The sequence below is a fragment of the Bradyrhizobium campsiandrae genome (assembly GCF_014529705.1).
Lineage (GTDB): Bacteria > Pseudomonadota > Alphaproteobacteria > Rhizobiales > Xanthobacteraceae > Bradyrhizobium > Bradyrhizobium campsiandrae.
In genome coordinates this window covers 38,671-56,893 of sequence record NZ_JAANIH010000059.1, presented here as the reverse complement: position 1 = coordinate 56,893, position 18,223 = coordinate 38,671, and the positions used below count along the sequence as shown (strand labels likewise).

The window sequence follows — 18,223 nt, the reverse complement described above, 5'->3', positions numbered from 1 at the left end:
CTCGCACCTCAGGATGACGGGACTAATAGCAACGCTGCTCAGGGAAGGATTTAGGGCTCGCGCGTCTTCACCGCGGCGACAGGAACGGAATGATCATCGGCACGCGGCGGCAATAGGCGCCGTAGGCGTCCTCGCCGAGCTCCTTCGACAGGAACACCTCTTCCATCCGGCCCTTCTGCCACATGCCGAGCGAGATCAGGATGGCGCCCAGGATCGTCGTCACCAAACCGATCGCGACGCCGGTGACGAGCATGCCGAAGATCAGCCCGGTGTAGATCGGGTGACGCACGATGCCGTAGGGGCCGGTGTCGATGACGCGGTGGTCTTCCTTGTGGGTGATGGTGTTGGACCAGAACTTTCCGAGATGAAGCCGTCCCCACCAGGCGAAGGCGATCCCGGCGACCGAGAGGACGGCGGCGATGGTGATGCCGGTGTTGCCGAGCACCCAGAGCGGCTTCCAGCCCATGACCTCCGCAATGAACGGCGTGTACAGGATGCCGCCGACCAGGATCGGCAGGCGGTAGCGCTGCGACTCCAGCGTCATGACCTGCTTCTTGGTCCGCCCCTGCCAGAACGAGGCGCCGACCCAACTGGCGAGAAAGGCGAGCCAGATCAGGGCCAGGAGCTCGGTCGGCCAGGTCGTGGTCCAGCCGCCCCAGGCGACGGACAGAAGCTTGCTGAAATCGAAGGACATGCGGAAAGGTTCTTTGGTTTGGGCGGACAGATCAGCTCGCGCGCGAGGACAGCGCGTGGTGCTCGATGGCGCCGGAGGGCTGCTGGCCGTTGCGGGCGAGCAGATGGGTGATGGTTTCGCGCAGGACCGGCTCGATCGGGCGCGGCGCATAGCCGAGTTCGGTGCGTGCCTTGCCGATCGACAGATCGCTGGCGGCGAGCGCGATGCGCACCCCTTCGGCGGTGCCGTTGGGCGGCTGGCGCGTGAAGTGGTCGGAGATGAACTCGAGCATGATCGCGGAGAACTCGGCGATCTTGCCGGGCACGACGATCGGAAACTGCCGGCGGCCGCTCATCGCCGACATCATCCGCAGGATCCGCCCGAGCGGAACACAGTCGCCGCCGAGAATGTAGCGCTGGCCGATGCGGCCGCGTTCCATGGTGAGCACGAGGCCCATCGCGACGTCGCGCACGTCGACGAGATTGACCAGGAAGTTGAGATGCGGCTGCACCTTCTTCTGCAGGAAGTACCAGAGCATCGCGGTCGGCGGCGTCAGATTGTGGTCGGCTGCGCCAATCGGCATGGTGGGCGTGCCGATGACGAGCGGGAAGCCCGTGGCAGCCGCCTTCGCGGCGTGATGCTCGGCAAGCGACTTCGACCTTGTATAGGCGCCCGGCATGGCATCGGCCGGCTGCAGCGCCTCTTCGGCGGCGATGCCCTTCAGGTCCGAATAGCCGAACAGGATCGATTCCGTCGAGCAGTGAAGGAAGCGCGAGACGCCGCGCCTCATCGCCGCCGCCAGCACGATCTCGGTGCCGCGGAAATTGACGTCGTGAAAGTCCTGCTTGTTGGCGACCCACATCCCGGGGAGGCCGGCGAGGTGATAGACCTGATCGGCGCCGGCGAGCGCAGCATCGACCGCGGCGCCGTCGAGCACCGAGCCTGTCACGTAGTCGACATCGGCATAGGGTGCGGCCGGCGGTCGCACGTCGAGCACGCGCACCCGCTGCCCCCTGCTGCGGAGCGCTTCTACCAGATGATGTCCGATGAAGCCGCTGCCACCGGTAACCAGTACGAGAGCCATGAAGAAGGTTGCTACTATTCCGCTTCGGGAAGCCTATCGGGTTGAAAGGGAGTTGGTCGGAAGAGGCGCGAGAATCGCGGCAAGGTCACGACGAAAACCCAGTGCAATGAATAATTTTGCCATGACGAACATTGGTCCAAGCAAAAGATGCGACGGAAACGTGAACAACGAGGCCTCGCGCCCCTCAAAAACCTTGTGGCCGATGGTCTGCGCGGCGAGCCCGAGCACGACCAGGGCGGCGAAGATGGCCCACATCGTCGAGATGCTGACCTGAGCCGCGATGGTCGACGCGATCGAAAACAACACGATGGAGACGGCCAGAATTCCGGTCCCGAGCGCCACGTCGAGCAGCAGCCAATAGATCAGAACCGGCAAGGCCAGGATCACCGCCAGGCTGACCTCGACACCGAACAGCGGCAGCTTGACCAGCGTCAGTGGCATCACCGCCCCGGTGAACAGCAGCAGGATGCCGACGACGTGCATCGCCGTGTTCCGTGGATCGCGATGGTACTCGACATAAACGGCAAGTTGGCGTTGAAAAAAGCCACCCATCTCGGTCTCATGCAGCACAGGGTCGGGGAAGGACGAACAGAGCCTATAGCACCTGATGGAGCGGTGCACAAACCGGCGCTTTTGTCGCGCAGGACCGTGCTGTCGCGCCCTGGGCCGGACCATAAAACGATCGGGACTTCAAAGGGTTCCCGCAGCGCTTGGGGTGCCCCGCTCAGTGCTTCTTGGCGGGCTTTTTCGCCGCAGGGGCGGGGGCGGCTGCGGGATGCGCCGGCACGTCTTCGGGCAGTTTGGCAAAGGTCAGGATTTGCAACTGGCCGTTGACCGCCGAAGTCGGTTTCGCGCGGTCGAGCAATTGTTCCTCACCGAGGCCGATCGGTTGAAGCCGCTTGGTCGAAATCTTGAACGTGTTGACCAGCACGTCACGGATCGCATCGGCCCGGCGCTGGCTCAGGATCGCGTTGGCCTCGCGCGTCTTTTGATTGGACTCGACATGGCCGACGATCAGGAAGGTGTAGGGCAGCAGCGAGGCGTGAACCAGCGCGTCTGCGATCCGGCCGACAGTTTGATAGGACTCCGGTTGGATGATCGGCGTGTCGGCGTCGAACTGGATCTGCGCGTTGAAGGCGGGCAGCCTGGCGAGGTCAGGTGCGATTGGCGGCCGGTTCACGGGACCCGGATCGTTCTTGATCCTGGCCTTGGCCCGCTCCATCACCTGTTGCTTCAGCGCAGGCAGGTCGACCTCGCCGGCCTCCTCGAAATGATTGAGCTTGCCGACGATGTCGTCGCGGGTCGGTGCCGTCTGCGCAGCCGCAGCGCCTGCGAGCAGAGCGAGGCCGAGCGCAACGCCGAATCCGGCGATGATGTGCCCTGACGCGCGCATCATCGATACCCCGCCTCGTCGACGGCCTTCAGGCAGTTGTTGCTGATGCCCTTGGGCGTCGAGACCAGGCAGGGGATCGACTTGCTGGTCTCCTTGGTCGAGCCGCCGCAGACCTTGACGATCTCGCGCTGGCAGGCGTTCGCGACCGCAACACGGGCCGCCACGCGCTTCTGGATCGCGTCGAACGCGGTGAGATAGTCGCTCTGGCACTGCTGGGAGAGCACGTCCCGGTTGCGCGACAGGCACTCCTTCAGGCGGGTGGAGTCCGGATTGACGCCGCGGCAATTGGCGACGATTTCTGCACTGCAGCTCTTGGCCAAGAGCCCGATCGAATCGCCGAAGCTCATGGTCTCCGCCGTCGCAAGCGACGGCATCCCCAATGCCAGTACGATCAGCGTGATGGAGCCCCGGACCATGGTTGCATCTGATACGGGGAAGTTCGCCATGGTCAAGGGCTGTTGGGGGGAGAACTGTCGAGAGTCCGGCCAGTGCGGCGAACAGTCCTCACTCCGCGGTATCGTCGCTGGGCGGAAATTCGATCAGGACGGCGGTGTGGTTCCGGATCGCGTCGGCAAATTCCGGATCGGCCTTGAGTCGGTCCAGCGTTCTCGGCGGCGGAAGCTGGCGGCCGCCCTCGATCAGCTCCTCCTGGTAGAATGCGATCGCCTCGGGTGCATTCTCCAGGGCCTCGTCGACGTCGTCGCCGCCGGAGATGCAGCCGGGCAGATCGGGAAACCACAAGCTGACGTCGTCAGGGCCTGCGTCCTCGATGATGGCAACGTAGTGAGGCATAACGGCCTCACGCCCGTTGCACAAAACTGTCCACGACCTTCTTCTCGCCGGCCTTGTCGAAATGGATGGTGAGCTTGTTGCCGTCGATCTTGGTGACGTGGCCGTAGCCGAACTTCTGGTGGAAGACCCGGTCGGAGAGCGAAAATTCCGAGGTCGTGCCGGTGGACTTGGCGACCAGCTCGCCTTCGATCGTCATCGGCCCGCGGCGGCGCGAGGAGAAGCTGCCGAAATCGGGACCTGATGACGGAGATGAGGAGAACGTGGCGGCCTCTTCCTCGAAGCCGCCACGCCCGCCGCCATTGCGACCGCCGCCCCTGTTGCGGTTGGCCTGGGCGCGCTGCCAGCCGGGCGTGGAGTAGGTCGATCCAAATGCTTCCATGTCGTCGAAGCGCGAGGCGCCGTAGCCGCCGGTGCCGCCCCAGGCCGAGCCGCCCTTGGATTCCGTGATCTCGACATTGGCCGCCGGCAATTCGTCGAGGAAGCGCGACGGGATCGTGGTCGACCAGGTGCCATGGATGCGCCGGTTGGTCGCGAAATAGATCATGGCGCGGCGGCGTGCGCGGGTCAGGCCGACATGGCCGAGCCGGCGCTCTTCTTCCAGGCCGGCGCGGCCCTGTTCGTCCAGCGTGCGCTGGCTCGGGAACAGGCCTTCTTCCCAGCCGGGCAGGAACACGTTGTCGAATTCGAGGCCCTTGGCCGAGTGCAGCGTCATCAGCGACACCGCGTCGTCCTCAGCGCCGCCCTCGCGATCCATCACCAGCGAGATGTGCTCGAGGAATCCTTGCAGGTTCTCGAACTCCTCCATCGAGCGCACCAGCTCTTTGAGGTTTTCCAGCCGGCCCGCGGCATCGGCCGAACGGTCCTTCTGCCACATCTCGGTATAGCCGCTCTCGTCGAGCACGATCTGGGCGAGATCGGTATGCGCGGTGACCTCGCGCTGGGCGCGCCAGCGATCGAACTGGGCGACGACGTCGCGCAAGGAGCCGCGCGCCTTTGGCTTCAGTTCATCGGTCTCGACCACGGCGCGCGCCGCTTCGAACAAGGGAATGCGCCGCTTGCGGGCATGGTCGTGCAGCAACTGGATGGTGGCATCGCCGAGGCCGCGCTTGGGCACGTTGACGATGCGCTCAAAGGCGAGATCGTCCGCCGGCGAATTGATCACGCGCAAATATGCCAGCGCATCGCGGATCTCGGCGCGCTCATAGAAGCGCGGGCCGCCGATGACGCGATAGGGCAGGCCGAGCGTGACGAAGCGGTCTTCGAACTCGCGCATCTGGTAGGACGCGCGTACCAGGATGGCGATCTCGTTGAGCTTCTCGCCCTGGCGCTGCAGCTGCTCGATCTCCTCGCCGATGCCGCGGGCTTCCTCTTCGGAGTCCCACGAGCCTGTCACCGTGACCTTCTCGCCCTCGACGTCCTCGGTGCGGAGCGTCTTGCCGAGCCGGCCTTCGTTGTGCGCGATCAAATGCGAGGCGGCCGCCAGGATATGGCCGGTCGAGCGGTAATTGCGCTCGAGGCGGATCACCTTGGCGCCCGGAAAATCGTGCTCGAAGCGCAGGATGTTGTCGACCTCGGCGCCGCGCCAGCCATAGATCGACTGGTCGTCGTCGCCGACGCAGCAGATGTTTTTGGTTCTCTCCCTCTCCCCGTCCTTCATGGGGAGAGGGGCGGGGTGAGGGGCTGCTTCCACGAGCTCGGCGCTGGGAGAGTCCCCCTCACCCGCATCGCTTCGCGATGCGACCTCTCCCCGCACGCGGGGAGAGGTGAAAGAGGGCGCCTGCGACAGCAGGCGCAGCCACAAATATTGCGCGACGTTGGTGTCCTGGTACTCGTCGACCAGGATGTATTTGAAGCGCTGCTGGTACTGCCGGAGAATGTCCGGATGCTCGCGGAAGATGCGGATGTTTTCCAGCAAGAGATCGCCGAAATCGGCGGCGTTCAGGATCTTCAGCCGCTCCTGGTAGCTCGCATAGAGCTTGCCGCCCTTGCCGTTGGCAAACATCGCCGCTTCGCCCGACGGTACCTGCGATGGCATCAGTCCGCGGTTCTTCCAGCCGTCGATCAGGCCGGCCAGCATGCGCGCCGGCCAGCGCTTGTCGTCGATGCTCTCGGCCTGCAGGAGCTGCTTGAGCAGCCGCACCTGGTCGTCGACATCGAGCACGGTGAAGTTCGACTTGAGCTGCGCCAGCTCGGCATGGAAACGCAGGATGCGGCCGCCGATGGAGTGGAAGGTGCCGAGCCACGGCATGCCCTCCACGGCGTGGCCGAGCATCTGGCCGAGCCGGTGCTTCATCTCGCGCGCGGCCTTGTTGGTGAAGGTCACCGACAGGATCTCGGCGGGGCGGGCGCGGCCCTGGCTCAGGATGTGAGCGATGCGCGTGGTCAGCACGCGGGTCTTGCCGGTGCCGGCGCCGGCCAGCACCAGGACCGGGCCGTCCAGCGTCTCCACGGCTTCGCGCTGCTCCGGATTGAGCCCGGTCAGATATTTCGGGCCCACCGAGGCGCGCGCACGCGCGGCGATGCCGCCGGCTGCGGGCTGGTGGTCGGGTACGCCTGTGATCTTGCTCGGCTCGGTCATGCGAATCATTTGGCCCCACGATGGCACCGCGGGGTGACGGGAGGGAGCCTTCATAACAGGGATTGTTGCCTATATGGGGCGGCCGGGAGAGGTTTTCCACGTGCGCGGGGGGCCGATTTGTTCCTTCGGCAGGCGCGAATTTCGCCGTTGTGCAGACCGGAACCATCGTTCCCGCGTCGAGATTGTCTGGGCAGGCGGCGCGGCCCAGCCGTGCCGAGTGACATCAAGACGAGGGTTTGACCATGCTGAGCTGGGTTGTGACGTTCCTGATCATCGCACTGATCGCCGGTATCCTGGGCTTTGGCGGCCTCGCCGGCGCGTCGATCGAAATCGCCAAGATCATCTTCTTCATCGCAGTCGTCCTGTTCCTGGTCTCGGCCGTGGTCGGCCTTGCCCGAGGCCGCAGGATCTAGCGTTACTTCTTCGAGGGCATCGCCACGCTGCGGCCGATGCCCTCGGGCCGCGGCACGGCGCTGTGAGCCTGCATCACGGCTGCAATGCGCTGGCTGATATCAGGCGGAAACGCCGCCACTTTTCGCGAGCCCATGTCGATGTGCAGCGACATGTTCTCGGAGGTGGCCGACAGCCAGCCCTCGGTGGCGTGGCGCAGCTCCTGGAACGTGTGCAGCCGCTTCTCGTCCGCTTCCAGCAGCCAGACCGAGACCTGGACGGGATCGCCGAGATGGATCTCGCGCAAATAGCGCACATGGCACTCGGCGGTGAAGGTCGAGCCGCCCCGCTCCTTCATGTAAGCAGGCCCGATCCCGAGCTGCAGCCACATCTGGTCGATCGCCCGATCGAACATCACGTTGTAATAGGCCATGTTGAGATGGCCGTTGTAGTCGATCCATTGCGGCTCGATCTGCATGATCGACGAGCGGAACGGCTCGGCGGGCTTCGAAGCGGCACTCTCCGGCATGTCTCATTCCCTGGCTATGCGTCCGGTCGCTTGACTTGACCGGCTTTATGTCCTTTGCCACGGTTTCTTCTCGTCGGGAGGACGATCCGTGGGTACTGTTATCACCAATAATCCGCCGCGGCCGGCGCCGAAAGCCCTTGCAAGCGCACTGGAGCAGCTTGCCGCACGCTTCGGCAACCGCCTCATCACCTCGCAGGCCGTCCGCGAGCAGCACGGCCATACCACGACGTGGATTCCAAACCAGCCGCCCGACGGCGTCGTCATGGCGCAGGAGACCGCCGACATCCAGGACGTGGTGCGGATCTGCGCCAAGAACGGCGTGCCCGTCATTCCCTTCGGCACCGGCACCTCGCTCGAGGGCCAGGTCAATGCGCCCGCCGGCGGCATCTCGATTGATCTGCGCGACATGAACAAGGTGCTCGCGGTCCATGCCGAGGACCTCGACTGCGTGATTCAGCCCGGCGTCACCCGCAAGGCGCTCAACGAGCATCTGCGCGACCAGGGCCTGTTCTTCCCGATCGATCCCGGCGCGGATGCCTCGCTCGGCGGCATGGCCTCGACCCGCGCCTCCGGCACCAATGCGGTGCGCTACGGCACGATGCGCGACAGCGTGCTGGCGCTGAAAGTGGTGCGCGGCGACGGCGAGATCATCACCACGGGGACGCGCGCCAAGAAATCATCGGCCGGCTACGATTTGACGCATCTGTTCGTCGGCGCCGAAGGCACGCTCGGCATCATCTCGGAGCTGACCATCCGCCTGCGCGGCATCCCTGATACGATCGCGGCCGGCGCGGTGTCGTTCGGGTCAGTGCACGGCGCGTGTCAGGCGGTGATCCTGGCGATCCAGACCGGAATTCCGGTTGCTCGAATCGAGTTGCTCAACGCGGCGCAAGTGAAGGCCTGCAATGCCTATTCCAAGCTGACGCTGCCGGAGACGCCGCTGCTGTTGATGGAGTTCCACGGCAGCGAGATCGAGGTCGCCGAGCAGTCCAAGGCGTTCGGCGAGATCGCAAAGGATTGCGGCGGTGGCGATTTCTCCTGGACCACCAAGCCCGAGGACCGCACCAAGCTGTGGCAGGCGCGCCACGACGCCTATTGGTCCGTGAAGGCGCTGCGGCCCGGCGACAGCATCGGCGTGGTCGCAACCGACGTCTGCGTGCCGATCTCGCGGCTTGCCGATTGCGTCAGCGAGACCGAGGAAGATCTGGAGCGCCTCAATCTGCTGTCGCCGATCGTCGGCCATGTCGGCGACGGCAATTTCCACTGCTCGCTGGTGTGCGACACCAACGATGCCGAAGAAATGGCGCGCGGGGAGGAATTCATGCATCGCCTGGTCGAACGCGCCCAGGCGATGGACGGAACCTGCACCGGCGAGCACGGCATCGGACAGGGCAAGCAGAAATACCTCAAGGCCGAGCTCGGCCCCGAGGCGCTCGACGCGATGCGCGCGTTGAAAAAGGCGCTCGATCCGCTAAACATCTTCAACCCCGGCAAGATCGTGCCGGAGGCGTAGCGCGCGGCATTGTCTTTCGTTTATGCTCGCTCCGTCACGGCGGAGCGAGGAGGTCACTTCGCCAGCTTGCGCACGGCCTCATCCACGCTGTGGAAGACGTGCTCCTTCGGCAGGACGTCGAACAATCTGAAGCGCTCGAAGGCGTCCTGCGCGCGCACCGATTCCAGCCGGGCCAGCGCGACCGTGACGCCTTGCGCCTCGCACACCTTGAAGACATCGAGCAGGATCTGCGCTGCGGTGAAGTCGATCTCGACCATGCCGCTGGCCTCCAGCACCAGCAATTGAGGCGCCGCCGTGCCGAGAACTTTTGTCACGTCGCCGCGAAAGCCCGGGGCGTTGAGGAAGGACAATGGCGCCTGCAGTCCGATCACGGCGACACCGGCGATGCGCTCGCCGGTGATGTGCGGATGCGCCGGCCACCAGATCGTGGTGCCCGGCACGCGCTCGAACTCGACCAGCCGCGCGCGCGTCGTGCTCCAGATGCCGTGCAGCAGCGACAGCACGATGCCGAGGAACGCGCCCTGCTGGATCGGCAGCACGATGATCAGCGCGGCGGTGGCCACGATCAGCAGGAATTCGCTGAACGACTGACGATAGATCGTCACGATCTGTTGCACACGGATGATCCGCAGCGCCACGAACAGCAGGATGCCGCCGAGCGCCGCGTCCGGCACATGGCGCAACAGTCCCGTTCCGAACGCGAGCAGCAGCAGCACGATCACCGCGGCCGCAAGTCCTGCGAGCTGCGATTGTCCGCCGGTCTCGGCGATGATGCCCGTGCGCGGCGGGCTTGCATTGACGGGAAACGCGCCGAACAGGCCTGACAGCACGCTGCCGGCACCGGCGCCGAGGAAGTCGCGATCGACATCGGCGGGCTTGTCGGGATCGGATGGGAACGAGCGCGTTGTTGCTGCCGTCTGCACCATCACCACGACAGTAATCACGAAGGCGAGCGAGACCAGATGCACCCAATGCGCTGGTGCGAGTTCGGGCAAGGTCAGTCGCGGCAGGGTGCCCGGCACCGTGCCGACGACGTTGACGCCCCGGCTCTCGAGACCGAGCGCGATCGTGGCCAGCGTCGCGCCGACAAGCCCGATCAGCGCGCCGGGGATTTTTGCGCTGATCTTCTCGGAGATGAACACGACAGCCAGAACGCCGAAGCCGATGCAGAACGTGACGGGATTGCTGCGGCCGATCTCGCTTGCGAGCACGCCGATGCGATCGAGTGTCGGGCCCCCAGGTGTTTCCAGCCCCAGCACGCCAGGCAATTGCGAGACGATGATGTGGACGGAGATGCCGGCGAGGAAGCCCACCATCACCGGCATCGATAGGAGATTGGCGATGCCGCCGAGACGGAACGCGCCGCCGGCGAGCATCATCGCGCCGACCATCAAGGCCAGCCCGATCGCCAGCCCCTGATATTCAGGCGAGCCGGTGGCGGCGAGCGCGGCAAGCCCGCCGGCGAAGATCGGCGTGATCGTGGAATCCGCGCCGCAGGACAGGAAGCGGTTGCCGCCGAGCAGCGCAAATCCGAGCGAGCCCGCCATGAAGGCGAAGAAGCCGATCTGCGGTGCAAAGCCGCCGAGCCGCGCGGTCGCCATTTGCTCCGGGATCGCGATGGCCGCGAGCGTAAGTCCGGCCATGAGATCGCCAGGCAGGGAATAGGACGCGAGCGATCGGAACAGCGGCCATGCGTGCTTGGCGCGAGCGTCTAGCGGCATCAACGAAAATCTCCGGATCCTGAGTCGGTCGATCAGACTACAGCATTTCCGGAAGGGAGGCAGGCGGCGGCCTCTCCGTCGTCATTGCGAGCGCAGCGAAGCAATCCAGAATCCCTCCGCGGAAAGACTCTGGATTGTTTCGCTGAGCCTGTCATCGGGCCGCGCTTCGCGCGGACCCGGTGGCTCGCAACGACGGAGGACAGATTGTCCTCCGTGTCGCGGCGCGGGCGGTCAGTACCTGCCGCGGCCGTAGTCGCCGCCGCGTCCCATTCCACCGCCACGGCCGCCCATGCCCATTCCCATGCCGAGGCCAATTCCGATTCCGACGCCGATGGCTTCGGGCGGCGGGCCGGGAGGCGGCGCACGCTCGTAGACGACTTCGTCAGGCGGCGGCCGGCGCTTCGGCGGGGTGTCGACGACCTTGCGCTTTGGCGGGGTGTCGTCGACGCGTTTCTTGATGACGGGGGCAATTGTCGGGTTGATCGGCGTCGCCGGCGGCGTCGGCGTCGAGCAGGGACAGGTCGGCGCCATGGCGACCGCGACCGGCGTCGCTGCGGCCACCACCGGCAAGGCATAGTTGCGGTTCTGCACGCGGAGCAGGAGACGGCGCGCCGTCGCGGCGAGATCGCTGCTGCCCCAGTTCGCGAGATAGGCCTCGTAGGAGGCGCGGGTATTGATCGCCACCGCGCGATCCCATGCCAGCATCTGGCGCCGGCGCTCCAGCACCGTACGCAGGCGCGGCGTATAGGAGGCCTGGGCGTAGAGCTCGATATAGGCCTGATAGGCCTCCACGGTGTCGTCGGCGATCACGAGATCATAGGCGGCCCTGGCGTCCTTGCCCTGCAGATCCTTGCGCCAGTCCTCCACGCTGCGCGGGGCGCTGGCGAGCGCCATCGCATTCGCGCCCGGAGCGGGCGGCTGACCGCTGCTGTCGCCGAAGAACTTGAAGTCGGTCGTCAGCGACGAGCTTTCCCAGGGAATCTGGCGCCCGTCGGTGGATTGCGCCACCGCGATGCGGATGCGTTTGAACACTTCCTCGATCGGCAAATTTGGTTGCTTGGCGACGCTCAGCGCCGCCGTGGTGTAGGGGCTGTCGGCGCCGGAGCCGTCCTCGGCTTCGGCACCGGGCGAGGTCGAGTAGGAGATGAAGGAGCCGGGCGCGCCCGCCTTGGTGTCGACGATGGCGAGCCCATGGCCTGCGCCCGACAGCGCCGGGAAGGGATTGTTGCGGCAGGCATCGAGCATGAAAATGCGTGCCCGCGTCGGCAGCGCGCCGAGCGTGTTGAGCAGATCGTTTAGCCGCACGCCCTGCAGCGGAATGTCGGCCTCGCGCTTGGGATCGAGATCAACAGGCACGAGATAGTTCTCGCCGTCGATCTGCAGCCCGTGGCCGGCATAAAACACCAGCGCGACGGTGTCGGCGCCGCTGGCGCTGACCTTGCCGGCGAAATCCGAGATCGCCTGGCGCATCTCGTTCTGCGCGAGGTTCGGCGCCGAGGTGACGGTGAAACCTGCATTGCCGAGCAGCTCGGCCATGCCTTTGGCATCGTTGGCGGCATTGGGCAGCTCCGGCACCGTGCGATAGGCGGATTGGCCGATCACGAGCGCGAGCCGGGCTTCGGCCGCGGCTTGCGTCGGCGTCGCCAATCGGATGAGTGCAAGCAGGGCAGAGGCAAGAATCAAATTGCGAAGGATTGGACGGCGCATGAGATCACCTCCATCGGCAATGGGCGCGAGGATGTCACCTTTTCTAATGGTCCGCCACGACGCCGTCTGTGCGCTAGCTCACGGACGGGCGTGCGGCAAAATGGGGCAGCGCCTCTGCCGGAGCCGACACTTTGCGCCGGAGGATGTCAGAACAGTCCGCGATCCCAGGGTGCAACGGGTGCAAAGCGTGCGGCGAGGAAATCGATGAAGGCGCGCACTTTCGCCGGCGGACGGCGATCGGGCAGGTAGACCGCATGCACCGCAGAGGACTGCATCTCCGGCTGGTCGAGCGGCAGCGCGACCAGCGTGCCGGCGCGCAAATCATCGGCGATGATGAAGGTCGGCTGCCGCGCAAGGCCGACGCCGGCCAGCGTCGCCGCCCGCAGCGCATCGCCATTGTTGGCGCGCAGGTTTCCGGACACCTGGACGCGGATCTCGCCATCCGCGCCGAACAGCCATTCCGCCGCGCTCGCCTGCTGCGAAAGCGTGTAGCCGAGACAATTATGTGCGGCGAGGTCGGCGACGCTGCGCGGCGTCCCGTGTTTGGCGAGATAAGAGGGAGCGGCGCAGACGACGAGGCGGTTCGGTGCCAGCTTGCGTGCCACCATGCTGGAGTCGCGGAGCTTGCCGATGCGGATCGCGAGGTCCCAGCCTTCCTCGGCGAGATCGACGAGACGATCGTTGAGGCCGAGTTCGATCGTGACCTCGGGGTGGCGCTCCGAGAATTCGGCGATGAGAGGGGCGATCTGCCGTGTGCCGAACACCACCGGCACATTGACCCGCAACAATCCGCGCGGCTCGACGCGCTCGCGTGCGACCGCCGCGTCGGCCGTCTCCATGTCGGCGAGGATGCGCTCGGAGGATTCCAGATAGAGCCGGCCGGCCTCGGTGATCGACAGCCGCCGCGTGGTGCGATGGAATAGCTTGGTGCCCAGTCGCGCCTCCAGCGAGGCGACGTGCTTGGTCACCATGGTCTGCGACAGGCCCATCGCCCGGGCCGCGCCGGACAGGCTGCCGCTCGCCGCCACCTTGGCGAAGACTTCCAGGCTGGTGAGACGGTCAAGCATCTATCTCACTCTATGAGTGTGAGGTATATTTCCAAAATAGCAGATTATCATTCCCCTGAGAATAGATCATAAGCCGTCCAACAATGGAGACCGCCATGATCGATTCCCGTACCGCTCCCTATGCCGCGCTGGTGCTGCGCGCGACGCTGGGTGCCCTGTTCCTGGCCCATGCCAGCCTGAAACTGTTCGTTTTCACCCCCGCCGGCACCGCAAAGTTCTTCGGCAGCCTCGGCTTCCCGCCCGAGCTGGCCTACCTCGTGATGACGGTCGAAGTCCTCACCGGCATTGCCCTCATTCTTGGCGTCTGGACCCGCTATGCGGCGCTGGCCGGCATTCCGGTCCTGCTCGGTGCCATCTTCTCGGTGCACGCTGCGGCCGGCTTCTTCTTCACCAACCCGAAGGGCGGCTGGGAATTTCCCGCCTTCTGGGCAATTGCGCTGGTCGCACAGGCGCTGCTCGGCGACGGCGCCTTCGCGCTGCGGCCCTCGCGCGATGTCGAGGCGGCAAATGCACAGCTGAGCGTCGCACCGTCGCGCTGATTTCATTGATCGCTGAAATGCTGAAGCTGCGGGGTCCCGGTCCCGCAGCTTTTTGCTGCGCACCCATCAATCTGCGTTCGGCATCGATCCATACCTGAATTGGATCGATCTGCGCCAATCCTGCATGGCCCGCCGTTCGAGCGCGCTGCGGCATGCGCGAGAACCTCGGGAAATACAGGCGTTCCGCTGCGATTCCCGCCGGTGCGCCTGCCGCTCGCGCACGCGCACCGCTCGGGCCGCACGCCTTGCCTGCCCCGTCGCTTTGGCCATACTCTCCGCGCAACAGGCCGTGGCGAAGATCGCGGCCGCCAACAAAAATATCGGGGAGAGACACCATGACCATCGTGCCCGTCAGCCGTCGCACGTTCATCAAGTCGTCGACGGCGGTCGCTGCCGGCCTCGTGCTCTCTCCGGCCATCATCGGTCGCGCTGAAGCCGCGACGCTGAAGCTGAAATGCTCCTCCTCGCTGCCGAACGATCCCAAATTCGCCAACGGTCGCGTCTACTACGACAACCTCGTCAAGAATCTGAAAGGCAACGGGCTCGGCGAGCAGGTCGAGGTCGCCTTCTTCCCGGATAACCAGCTCGGCCAGGAAATCGACGTCATCAATTCGGTGAAGCTCGGCGTGATCGACCTCATGGTCTCGGGCTCCTCGATCTCGGCCAATCTGGTGCCGCTGGTCGGCACCTACGATCTCGGTTTTCTGTTCTCGAGCTTCCCGCAGCAGACCAAGGCGTTCGACGCCGGTGCCGCCAAGCCGATCGAGGATGCGCTGCTCAAGGGCAGCAACATCCGCATCATCGCCTGGGCCTATAATTTCGGCTCGCGCAGCGTGCTTGCCAAGAAGCCGGTGAAGACGCCGGAGGATCTCGCCGGCCTCAAGATCCGCACCCTGCCAAATCCCGTCATCACCGAATGTCTGCGGCTGATGGGGGCCGCCGCGACGCCGCTGGCGTTCGGCGAAATCTACACGGCGCTGCAGGCCGGCGTGCTCGACGGGCTCGAGCACGATCCGCCGACGATCCTCGCCAGCAAGTTCTTCGAGACCGCGAAGTTCTATGCCCTGACGCAGCACAATTTCTCGCCGCTTGCGATCTATTTCAGCGACGCGACCTTCAACCGCATGGATCCGAAGTTGCGCGAGGGCTTTCTCGACGCCGCGAAGAAGGCCGCGGCCGACACGCGGACGCACGGGCTTGCGGTCGAGAAGGAGGCGCTTGCGGCCCTGACGGAGAAGGGCGTAACGGTCGCCGAATGCGACCGCGAGGCCTTCAAGAAGCGCGTCGCGCCACAGACCGAAAACTTCATCAAGGCGCGGCCGGAGTCCAAGGCCGTCATCGACATCATTCGTTCGACGCAAGCCTGAGATGGCCAAATCCGAGATGGCGATGACCGGCGCCTTGTCCTTCGCGGGCGGCCGCCACGGCAGCATCGCGCTGTTGCTCCGCTGCAGCGACGCGATCGCGGCCATCTTGCTGGCTGCCGATCTCGCGGTCGTCTGCGGCTCGGTGCTGCTGCGCTTCTTCTTCAACGCGCCGGTCGAATGGTCCGACGACGTCGCGCGTGGCCTGATGGTCGGATCGGCCTTCTTCGGCGCGGCGAGCGCGCTGGCGCGCGGCGAGAATGTCGGCGTGTCGTTCTTCCGCGATCTGTTGCCGGCGCGGCTGCGCATGCTGGTCGACGCGATGAGCGCCGTGCTGGTCGTGCTGATCTCCGGCTACGTCGCCTACAACGCGATCAAGCTGGGCTCGCTGACCGCAGGGCAGACCACCGGCTCCGGCCTGCCGCTGGAGCTCACCTTCTATCCGATGGGCATCGGCGCGCTGTTCATGACGGTGTTCGCGATCGATCATCTCTGCGGGCGGCCGTTGCCTGACATCGTCAGGGGCCTCGTCGCGGTCGCCGTCGTGACCGGTCTCTATCTCGCCTGGGATTACCTGTCGCCGTCCTCGGTGCCGTCGGCGGGCACGCTGATGCTGATCGGCTTCTTCGCCACGCTGTTCGGCGGCTTGCCGATCGGTTTTGCCCTGGCGCTGGCCGCGCTGATCTTCATCTGGGTCGAGGGCGCGCTGCCCGGCGTCATCTTCGCCCAGCAGATGGCGCGCGGCATCGACAATTTCGTGCTGTTGGCCATCCCGTTCTTCATCCTCGTCGGCTATCTCATGGAAGCCAACGGCATGTCGGTGCGCCTGATCGAGCTGCTCCAGCGCGCTGTGGGGCGCATGCGCGGTGGCCTGAACGTCGTCATGGTGGCCTCGATGGTGCTGTTCTCGGGCATCTCAGGCTCGAAGATGGCCGATGTCGCGGCGGTCGGCTCCGTGCTGATCCCGGCCGCGCGCCGCTCGAAGCAGAATCCGGGCGGGGCGGTGGCGTTGCTCGCGGCATCCGCGGTGATGGCGGAGACCATTCCGCCTTGCATCAACCTGATCATTCTCGGTTTCGTTGCAAACCTCTCGATCGGCGGCCTGTTCATGGCGGGGCTGCTGCCGGCCGCGCTGATGGCCGCGGTCCTGATCGCCTTCTCGATCATATCAGGCAAGACGCCTGACAACGCCGAGGAGGCCGAGCCGCAGATGCCGGTCTCCGGCCTGTGGAGCGGCGCGATCGCCTCGTTCGGCCTGATCTTCATGATCTTCTTCGGCTTCAAGAGCGGCTTTGCCACCGCGACCGAGATCTCCGCCTTCGCGGTCGCTTATGCGCTCGTGGTCGGCAGCGTGGTGTTCCGGGAGCTCGGCTTGAAATCAGCAGCACATAGTTTCGTCCAGGCGGCGACGCGCGCGGGGCTGGTGCTGTTCATCGTCGCCGCCGCGCAGTCGCTGGCGTTCACGCTGACCTTGCAGCAGGTGCCGCACGCCGTCGGCGACTTCATGCTGGGCCTGTCCAAGACCTCGGGCGTCTGGCTGTTCATCCTGCTCGCGATCGCCGTGCTGATCGTGATGGGCTCGGTGCTGGAAGGTGCGGCCGCGCTCATCATCTTCGGGCCGCTGCTGCTGCCGGTTGCCGTGCAGCTCGGCATCGATCCGCTGCATTTTGGCGTCGTGCTGGTGATCGCGATGGGGATCGGGCTGTTCGCCCCGCCGCTCGGCCTTGGGCTCTACGGTGCCTGCCTGATCGGCAACGTGCCGATCGAGCGAACGGTGAAGCCGATCCTGGGCTATCTCGGCCTGTTGTTCCTCTGCCTGCTCGTCATCGCCTTCGTGCCGTGGCTCTCGACCGCGTTGCCGCGCGCATTCGGCTACTGAAGGAGTCCTGCCGTGAAAGTCCTGTTGGCTCACACGCCGGAGATGCGCCGCAATTATTACGGCGATCGCAGCCTGAACGGCCTGCGTGCCATTGCCGATGTGATCCTCCACGAGGGTGATCAGGCCCTCGACGCGGTGAACCTCGTCAATGCGGCCAAGGACGCCGACATCATCGTCGCCGATCGCATGACCGAAGGCCGCGGCGAAATCTTTGCGCAACTGCCGCGTTTGCGCGCGTTCGTCCGCTGTGCCGTCGACATCCGCAATGTCGATGTCGAAGCCGCCTCGCAAGCCGGCGTGCTGGTGACCCGTGCCGGCCCCGGCTTCGTCCAGGCGGTGGCCGAGCTCGCCGTCGGCTTCATGGTCGATCTGTCGCGTGGCGTGTCGCGAACCACCGCGGACTACCAGGCCGGCCGCAAGCCGGAGGCGCGGATGGGCCGCCAGCTCGCCGGCAGCACGATCGGCATCATCGGCTATGGCAGCATCGGGCGCTATCTCGCCGAGATCGCCAAGGTGCTGCGGATGAAGGTGCTGGTCGCCGATCCCTTTGCCACTGTGAGCGACAGCGCGATCAGGCAGGTCGGTCTCGACGAGCTGCTCGCGTCGTCCGACTATGTCGTCTGCCTCGCCATTGCCAACGAGCAGACCGAGAAGCTGATCGGGGAGGCGGCGCTGGCGCGCATGCAGACGCATGCCGTGTTCGTCAATCTCTCGCGCGGCAATCTGGTCGACGAGGCGGCGCTCGCCAGGGCGCTGCTGGAGAACCGCATCGCCGGCGCGGCGATGGACGTCGGCCGTGCGCCCGATCAGATGCCGACGCCGGAGCTGGCGAGGCTTCCCAACGTCGTCGCCACGCCACATGTCGGCGGATTGACGCCGCAGGCGATCGAGTACCAGTCGCTGGAGACAGTGCGGCAGGTCGAGGCCATCATCAAGGGCGAGGCCCCGGTCGGCGCCGTCAACGCCGAGCGCTGGACGCGGCGGCCCTGAGCGC

At 65.6% G+C, this 18,223-nt stretch carries 17 protein-coding genes; 6 read left to right on the top strand and 11 right to left on the bottom strand.

Features of this window, described 5'->3' with window-relative positions:
• Positions 1–67: 67 nt before the first annotated feature.
• The 7 genes from G8O24_RS32670 to G8O24_RS32640 form a co-directional block, all read right to left on the bottom strand.
• Positions 68–694, bottom strand: coding sequence for a methyltransferase family protein (locus G8O24_RS32670; RefSeq protein ID WP_188106570.1), 627 nt, complete (start codon positions 692–694; stop codon positions 68–70).
• A gap of 31 nt (positions 695–725) precedes the next feature.
• Positions 726–1,757: an NAD-dependent epimerase/dehydratase family protein gene (locus tag G8O24_RS32665; RefSeq protein ID WP_188106568.1), complete on the bottom strand. Its 1,032-nt coding sequence runs from the start codon at positions 1,755–1,757 to the stop codon at positions 726–728.
• Between the two features lie 33 nt (positions 1,758–1,790).
• On the bottom strand, positions 1,791–2,309 hold the full coding sequence (locus G8O24_RS32660; RefSeq protein WP_188106578.1) for an Mpo1 family 2-hydroxy fatty acid dioxygenase: 519 nt from the start codon (positions 2,307–2,309) through the stop codon (positions 1,791–1,793).
• Positions 2,310–2,481: 172 nt separating this feature from the next.
• On the bottom strand, positions 2,482–3,150 hold the full coding sequence (locus tag G8O24_RS32655) for an OmpA family protein (protein ID WP_188106576.1): 669 nt from the start codon (positions 3,148–3,150) through the stop codon (positions 2,482–2,484).
• The gene (locus tag G8O24_RS32650) at positions 3,150–3,566 is read right to left on the bottom strand and encodes a hypothetical protein (protein ID WP_188106566.1); all 417 of its coding nucleotides are present in this window, start codon (positions 3,564–3,566) and stop codon (positions 3,150–3,152) included. The genes G8O24_RS32655 and G8O24_RS32650 overlap by 1 nt, the downstream gene beginning before the upstream one ends.
• A gap of 88 nt (positions 3,567–3,654) precedes the next feature.
• Positions 3,655–3,942 carry a type II toxin-antitoxin system HicB family antitoxin gene (locus tag G8O24_RS32645; protein WP_188106564.1) on the bottom strand — a complete coding sequence of 96 codons (288 nt, stop codon included), beginning with the start codon at positions 3,940–3,942 and terminating at the stop codon, positions 3,655–3,657.
• Positions 3,943–3,949: 7 nt separating this feature from the next.
• The gene (locus G8O24_RS32640; RefSeq protein WP_188106563.1) at positions 3,950–6,529 is read right to left on the bottom strand and encodes an ATP-dependent helicase; all 2,580 of its coding nucleotides are present in this window, start codon (positions 6,527–6,529) and stop codon (positions 3,950–3,952) included.
• Between the two features lie 233 nt (positions 6,530–6,762).
• Between G8O24_RS32640 and G8O24_RS32635 the strand changes: the two genes are divergently transcribed.
• Complete coding sequence (locus tag G8O24_RS32635) at positions 6,763–6,933, top strand: DUF1328 domain-containing protein (protein ID WP_188106561.1); 171 nt, start codon at positions 6,763–6,765, stop codon at positions 6,931–6,933.
• Between the two features lie 2 nt (positions 6,934–6,935).
• Here G8O24_RS32635 and G8O24_RS32630 read toward each other — a convergent pair whose 3' ends face one another.
• Complete coding sequence (locus G8O24_RS32630) at positions 6,936–7,439, bottom strand: thioesterase family protein (RefSeq protein WP_188106559.1); 504 nt, start codon at positions 7,437–7,439, stop codon at positions 6,936–6,938.
• A gap of 88 nt (positions 7,440–7,527) precedes the next feature.
• Between G8O24_RS32630 and G8O24_RS32625 the strand changes: the two genes are divergently transcribed.
• Entirely contained in the window at positions 7,528–8,952 is a 1,425-nt protein-coding gene (locus tag G8O24_RS32625) for an FAD-binding oxidoreductase (protein WP_188106557.1), read from the top strand.
• A 53-nt stretch (positions 8,953–9,005) separates the two neighbouring features.
• Here the strand turns inward: G8O24_RS32625 and G8O24_RS32620 are convergent, their stop codons facing one another.
• The 3 genes from G8O24_RS32620 to G8O24_RS32610 form a co-directional block, all read right to left on the bottom strand.
• Positions 9,006–10,673, bottom strand: a complete 1,668-nt coding sequence (locus tag G8O24_RS32620; protein ID WP_188106555.1) for a SulP family inorganic anion transporter — start codon at positions 10,671–10,673, stop codon at positions 9,006–9,008.
• A 231-nt stretch (positions 10,674–10,904) separates the two neighbouring features.
• On the bottom strand, positions 10,905–12,380 hold the full coding sequence (locus G8O24_RS32615) for a caspase family protein (protein ID WP_188106553.1): 1,476 nt from the start codon (positions 12,378–12,380) through the stop codon (positions 10,905–10,907).
• Positions 12,381–12,526: 146 nt separating this feature from the next.
• Entirely contained in the window at positions 12,527–13,447 is a 921-nt protein-coding gene (locus tag G8O24_RS32610; protein ID WP_188106551.1) for a LysR family transcriptional regulator, read from the bottom strand.
• 95 nt (positions 13,448–13,542) lie between these two features.
• Here G8O24_RS32610 and G8O24_RS32605 point away from each other — a divergent pair, with 95 nt between their 5' ends.
• The 4 genes from G8O24_RS32605 to G8O24_RS32590 all read left to right on the top strand — a co-directional run bounded on the left by G8O24_RS32605 (position 13,543) and on the right by G8O24_RS32590 (position 18,219).
• The gene (locus G8O24_RS32605) at positions 13,543–13,986 is read left to right on the top strand and encodes a DoxX family protein (RefSeq protein WP_188106549.1); all 444 of its coding nucleotides are present in this window, start codon (positions 13,543–13,545) and stop codon (positions 13,984–13,986) included.
• Between the two features lie 335 nt (positions 13,987–14,321).
• Positions 14,322–15,353 (top strand): TRAP transporter substrate-binding protein, encoded by a 1,032-nt coding sequence (locus tag G8O24_RS32600; RefSeq protein ID WP_188106548.1) that lies wholly within the window; start codon positions 14,322–14,324, stop codon positions 15,351–15,353.
• Between the two features lies 1 nt (position 15,354).
• Positions 15,355–17,229, top strand: coding sequence for a TRAP transporter large permease (locus tag G8O24_RS32595; RefSeq protein WP_244646114.1), 1,875 nt, complete (start codon positions 15,355–15,357; stop codon positions 17,227–17,229).
• A 12-nt stretch (positions 17,230–17,241) separates the two neighbouring features.
• A complete protein-coding gene (locus tag G8O24_RS32590) occupies positions 17,242–18,219 on the top strand; it encodes a hydroxyacid dehydrogenase (protein ID WP_188106546.1) in 978 nt (325 codons plus the stop codon).
• The last annotated feature ends 4 nt before the right edge of the window (positions 18,220–18,223 follow it).

Bases quoted from the DNA above. Each gene is read 5' to 3' on its own strand.
- G8O24_RS32650 (WP_188106566.1), bottom strand. From the start codon at position 3,566: ATGGTCCGGGGCTCCATCACGCTGATCGTACTGGCATTGGGGATGCCG.
- G8O24_RS32610 (WP_188106551.1), bottom strand. From the start codon at position 13,447: ATGCTTGACCGTCTCACCAGCCTGGAAGTCTTCGCCAAGGTGGCGGCG.
- G8O24_RS32615 (WP_188106553.1), bottom strand. From the start codon at position 12,380: ATGCGCCGTCCAATCCTTCGCAATTTGATTCTTGCCTCTGCCCTGCTT.
- G8O24_RS32645 (WP_188106564.1), bottom strand. From the start codon at position 3,942: ATGCCTCACTACGTTGCCATCATCGAGGACGCAGGCCCTGACGACGTC.
- G8O24_RS32620 (WP_188106555.1), bottom strand. From the start codon at position 10,673: ATGCCGCTAGACGCTCGCGCCAAGCACGCATGGCCGCTGTTCCGATCG.
- G8O24_RS32655 (WP_188106576.1), bottom strand. From the start codon at position 3,150: ATGCGCGCGTCAGGGCACATCATCGCCGGATTCGGCGTTGCGCTCGGC.
- G8O24_RS32630 (WP_188106559.1), bottom strand. From the start codon at position 7,439: ATGCCGGAGAGTGCCGCTTCGAAGCCCGCCGAGCCGTTCCGCTCGTCG.
- G8O24_RS32665 (WP_188106568.1), bottom strand. From the start codon at position 1,757: ATGGCTCTCGTACTGGTTACCGGTGGCAGCGGCTTCATCGGACATCAT.
- G8O24_RS32605 (WP_188106549.1), top strand. From the start codon at position 13,543: ATGATCGATTCCCGTACCGCTCCCTATGCCGCGCTGGTGCTGCGCGCG.
- G8O24_RS32600 (WP_188106548.1), top strand. From the start codon at position 14,322: ATGACCATCGTGCCCGTCAGCCGTCGCACGTTCATCAAGTCGTCGACG.
- G8O24_RS32595 (WP_244646114.1), top strand. From the start codon at position 15,355: ATGGCCAAATCCGAGATGGCGATGACCGGCGCCTTGTCCTTCGCGGGC.
- G8O24_RS32640 (WP_188106563.1), bottom strand. From the start codon at position 6,529: ATGATTCGCATGACCGAGCCGAGCAAGATCACAGGCGTACCCGACCAC.
- G8O24_RS32635 (WP_188106561.1), top strand. From the start codon at position 6,763: ATGCTGAGCTGGGTTGTGACGTTCCTGATCATCGCACTGATCGCCGGT.
- G8O24_RS32670 (WP_188106570.1), bottom strand. From the start codon at position 694: ATGTCCTTCGATTTCAGCAAGCTTCTGTCCGTCGCCTGGGGCGGCTGG.
- G8O24_RS32660 (WP_188106578.1), bottom strand. From the start codon at position 2,309: ATGGGTGGCTTTTTTCAACGCCAACTTGCCGTTTATGTCGAGTACCAT.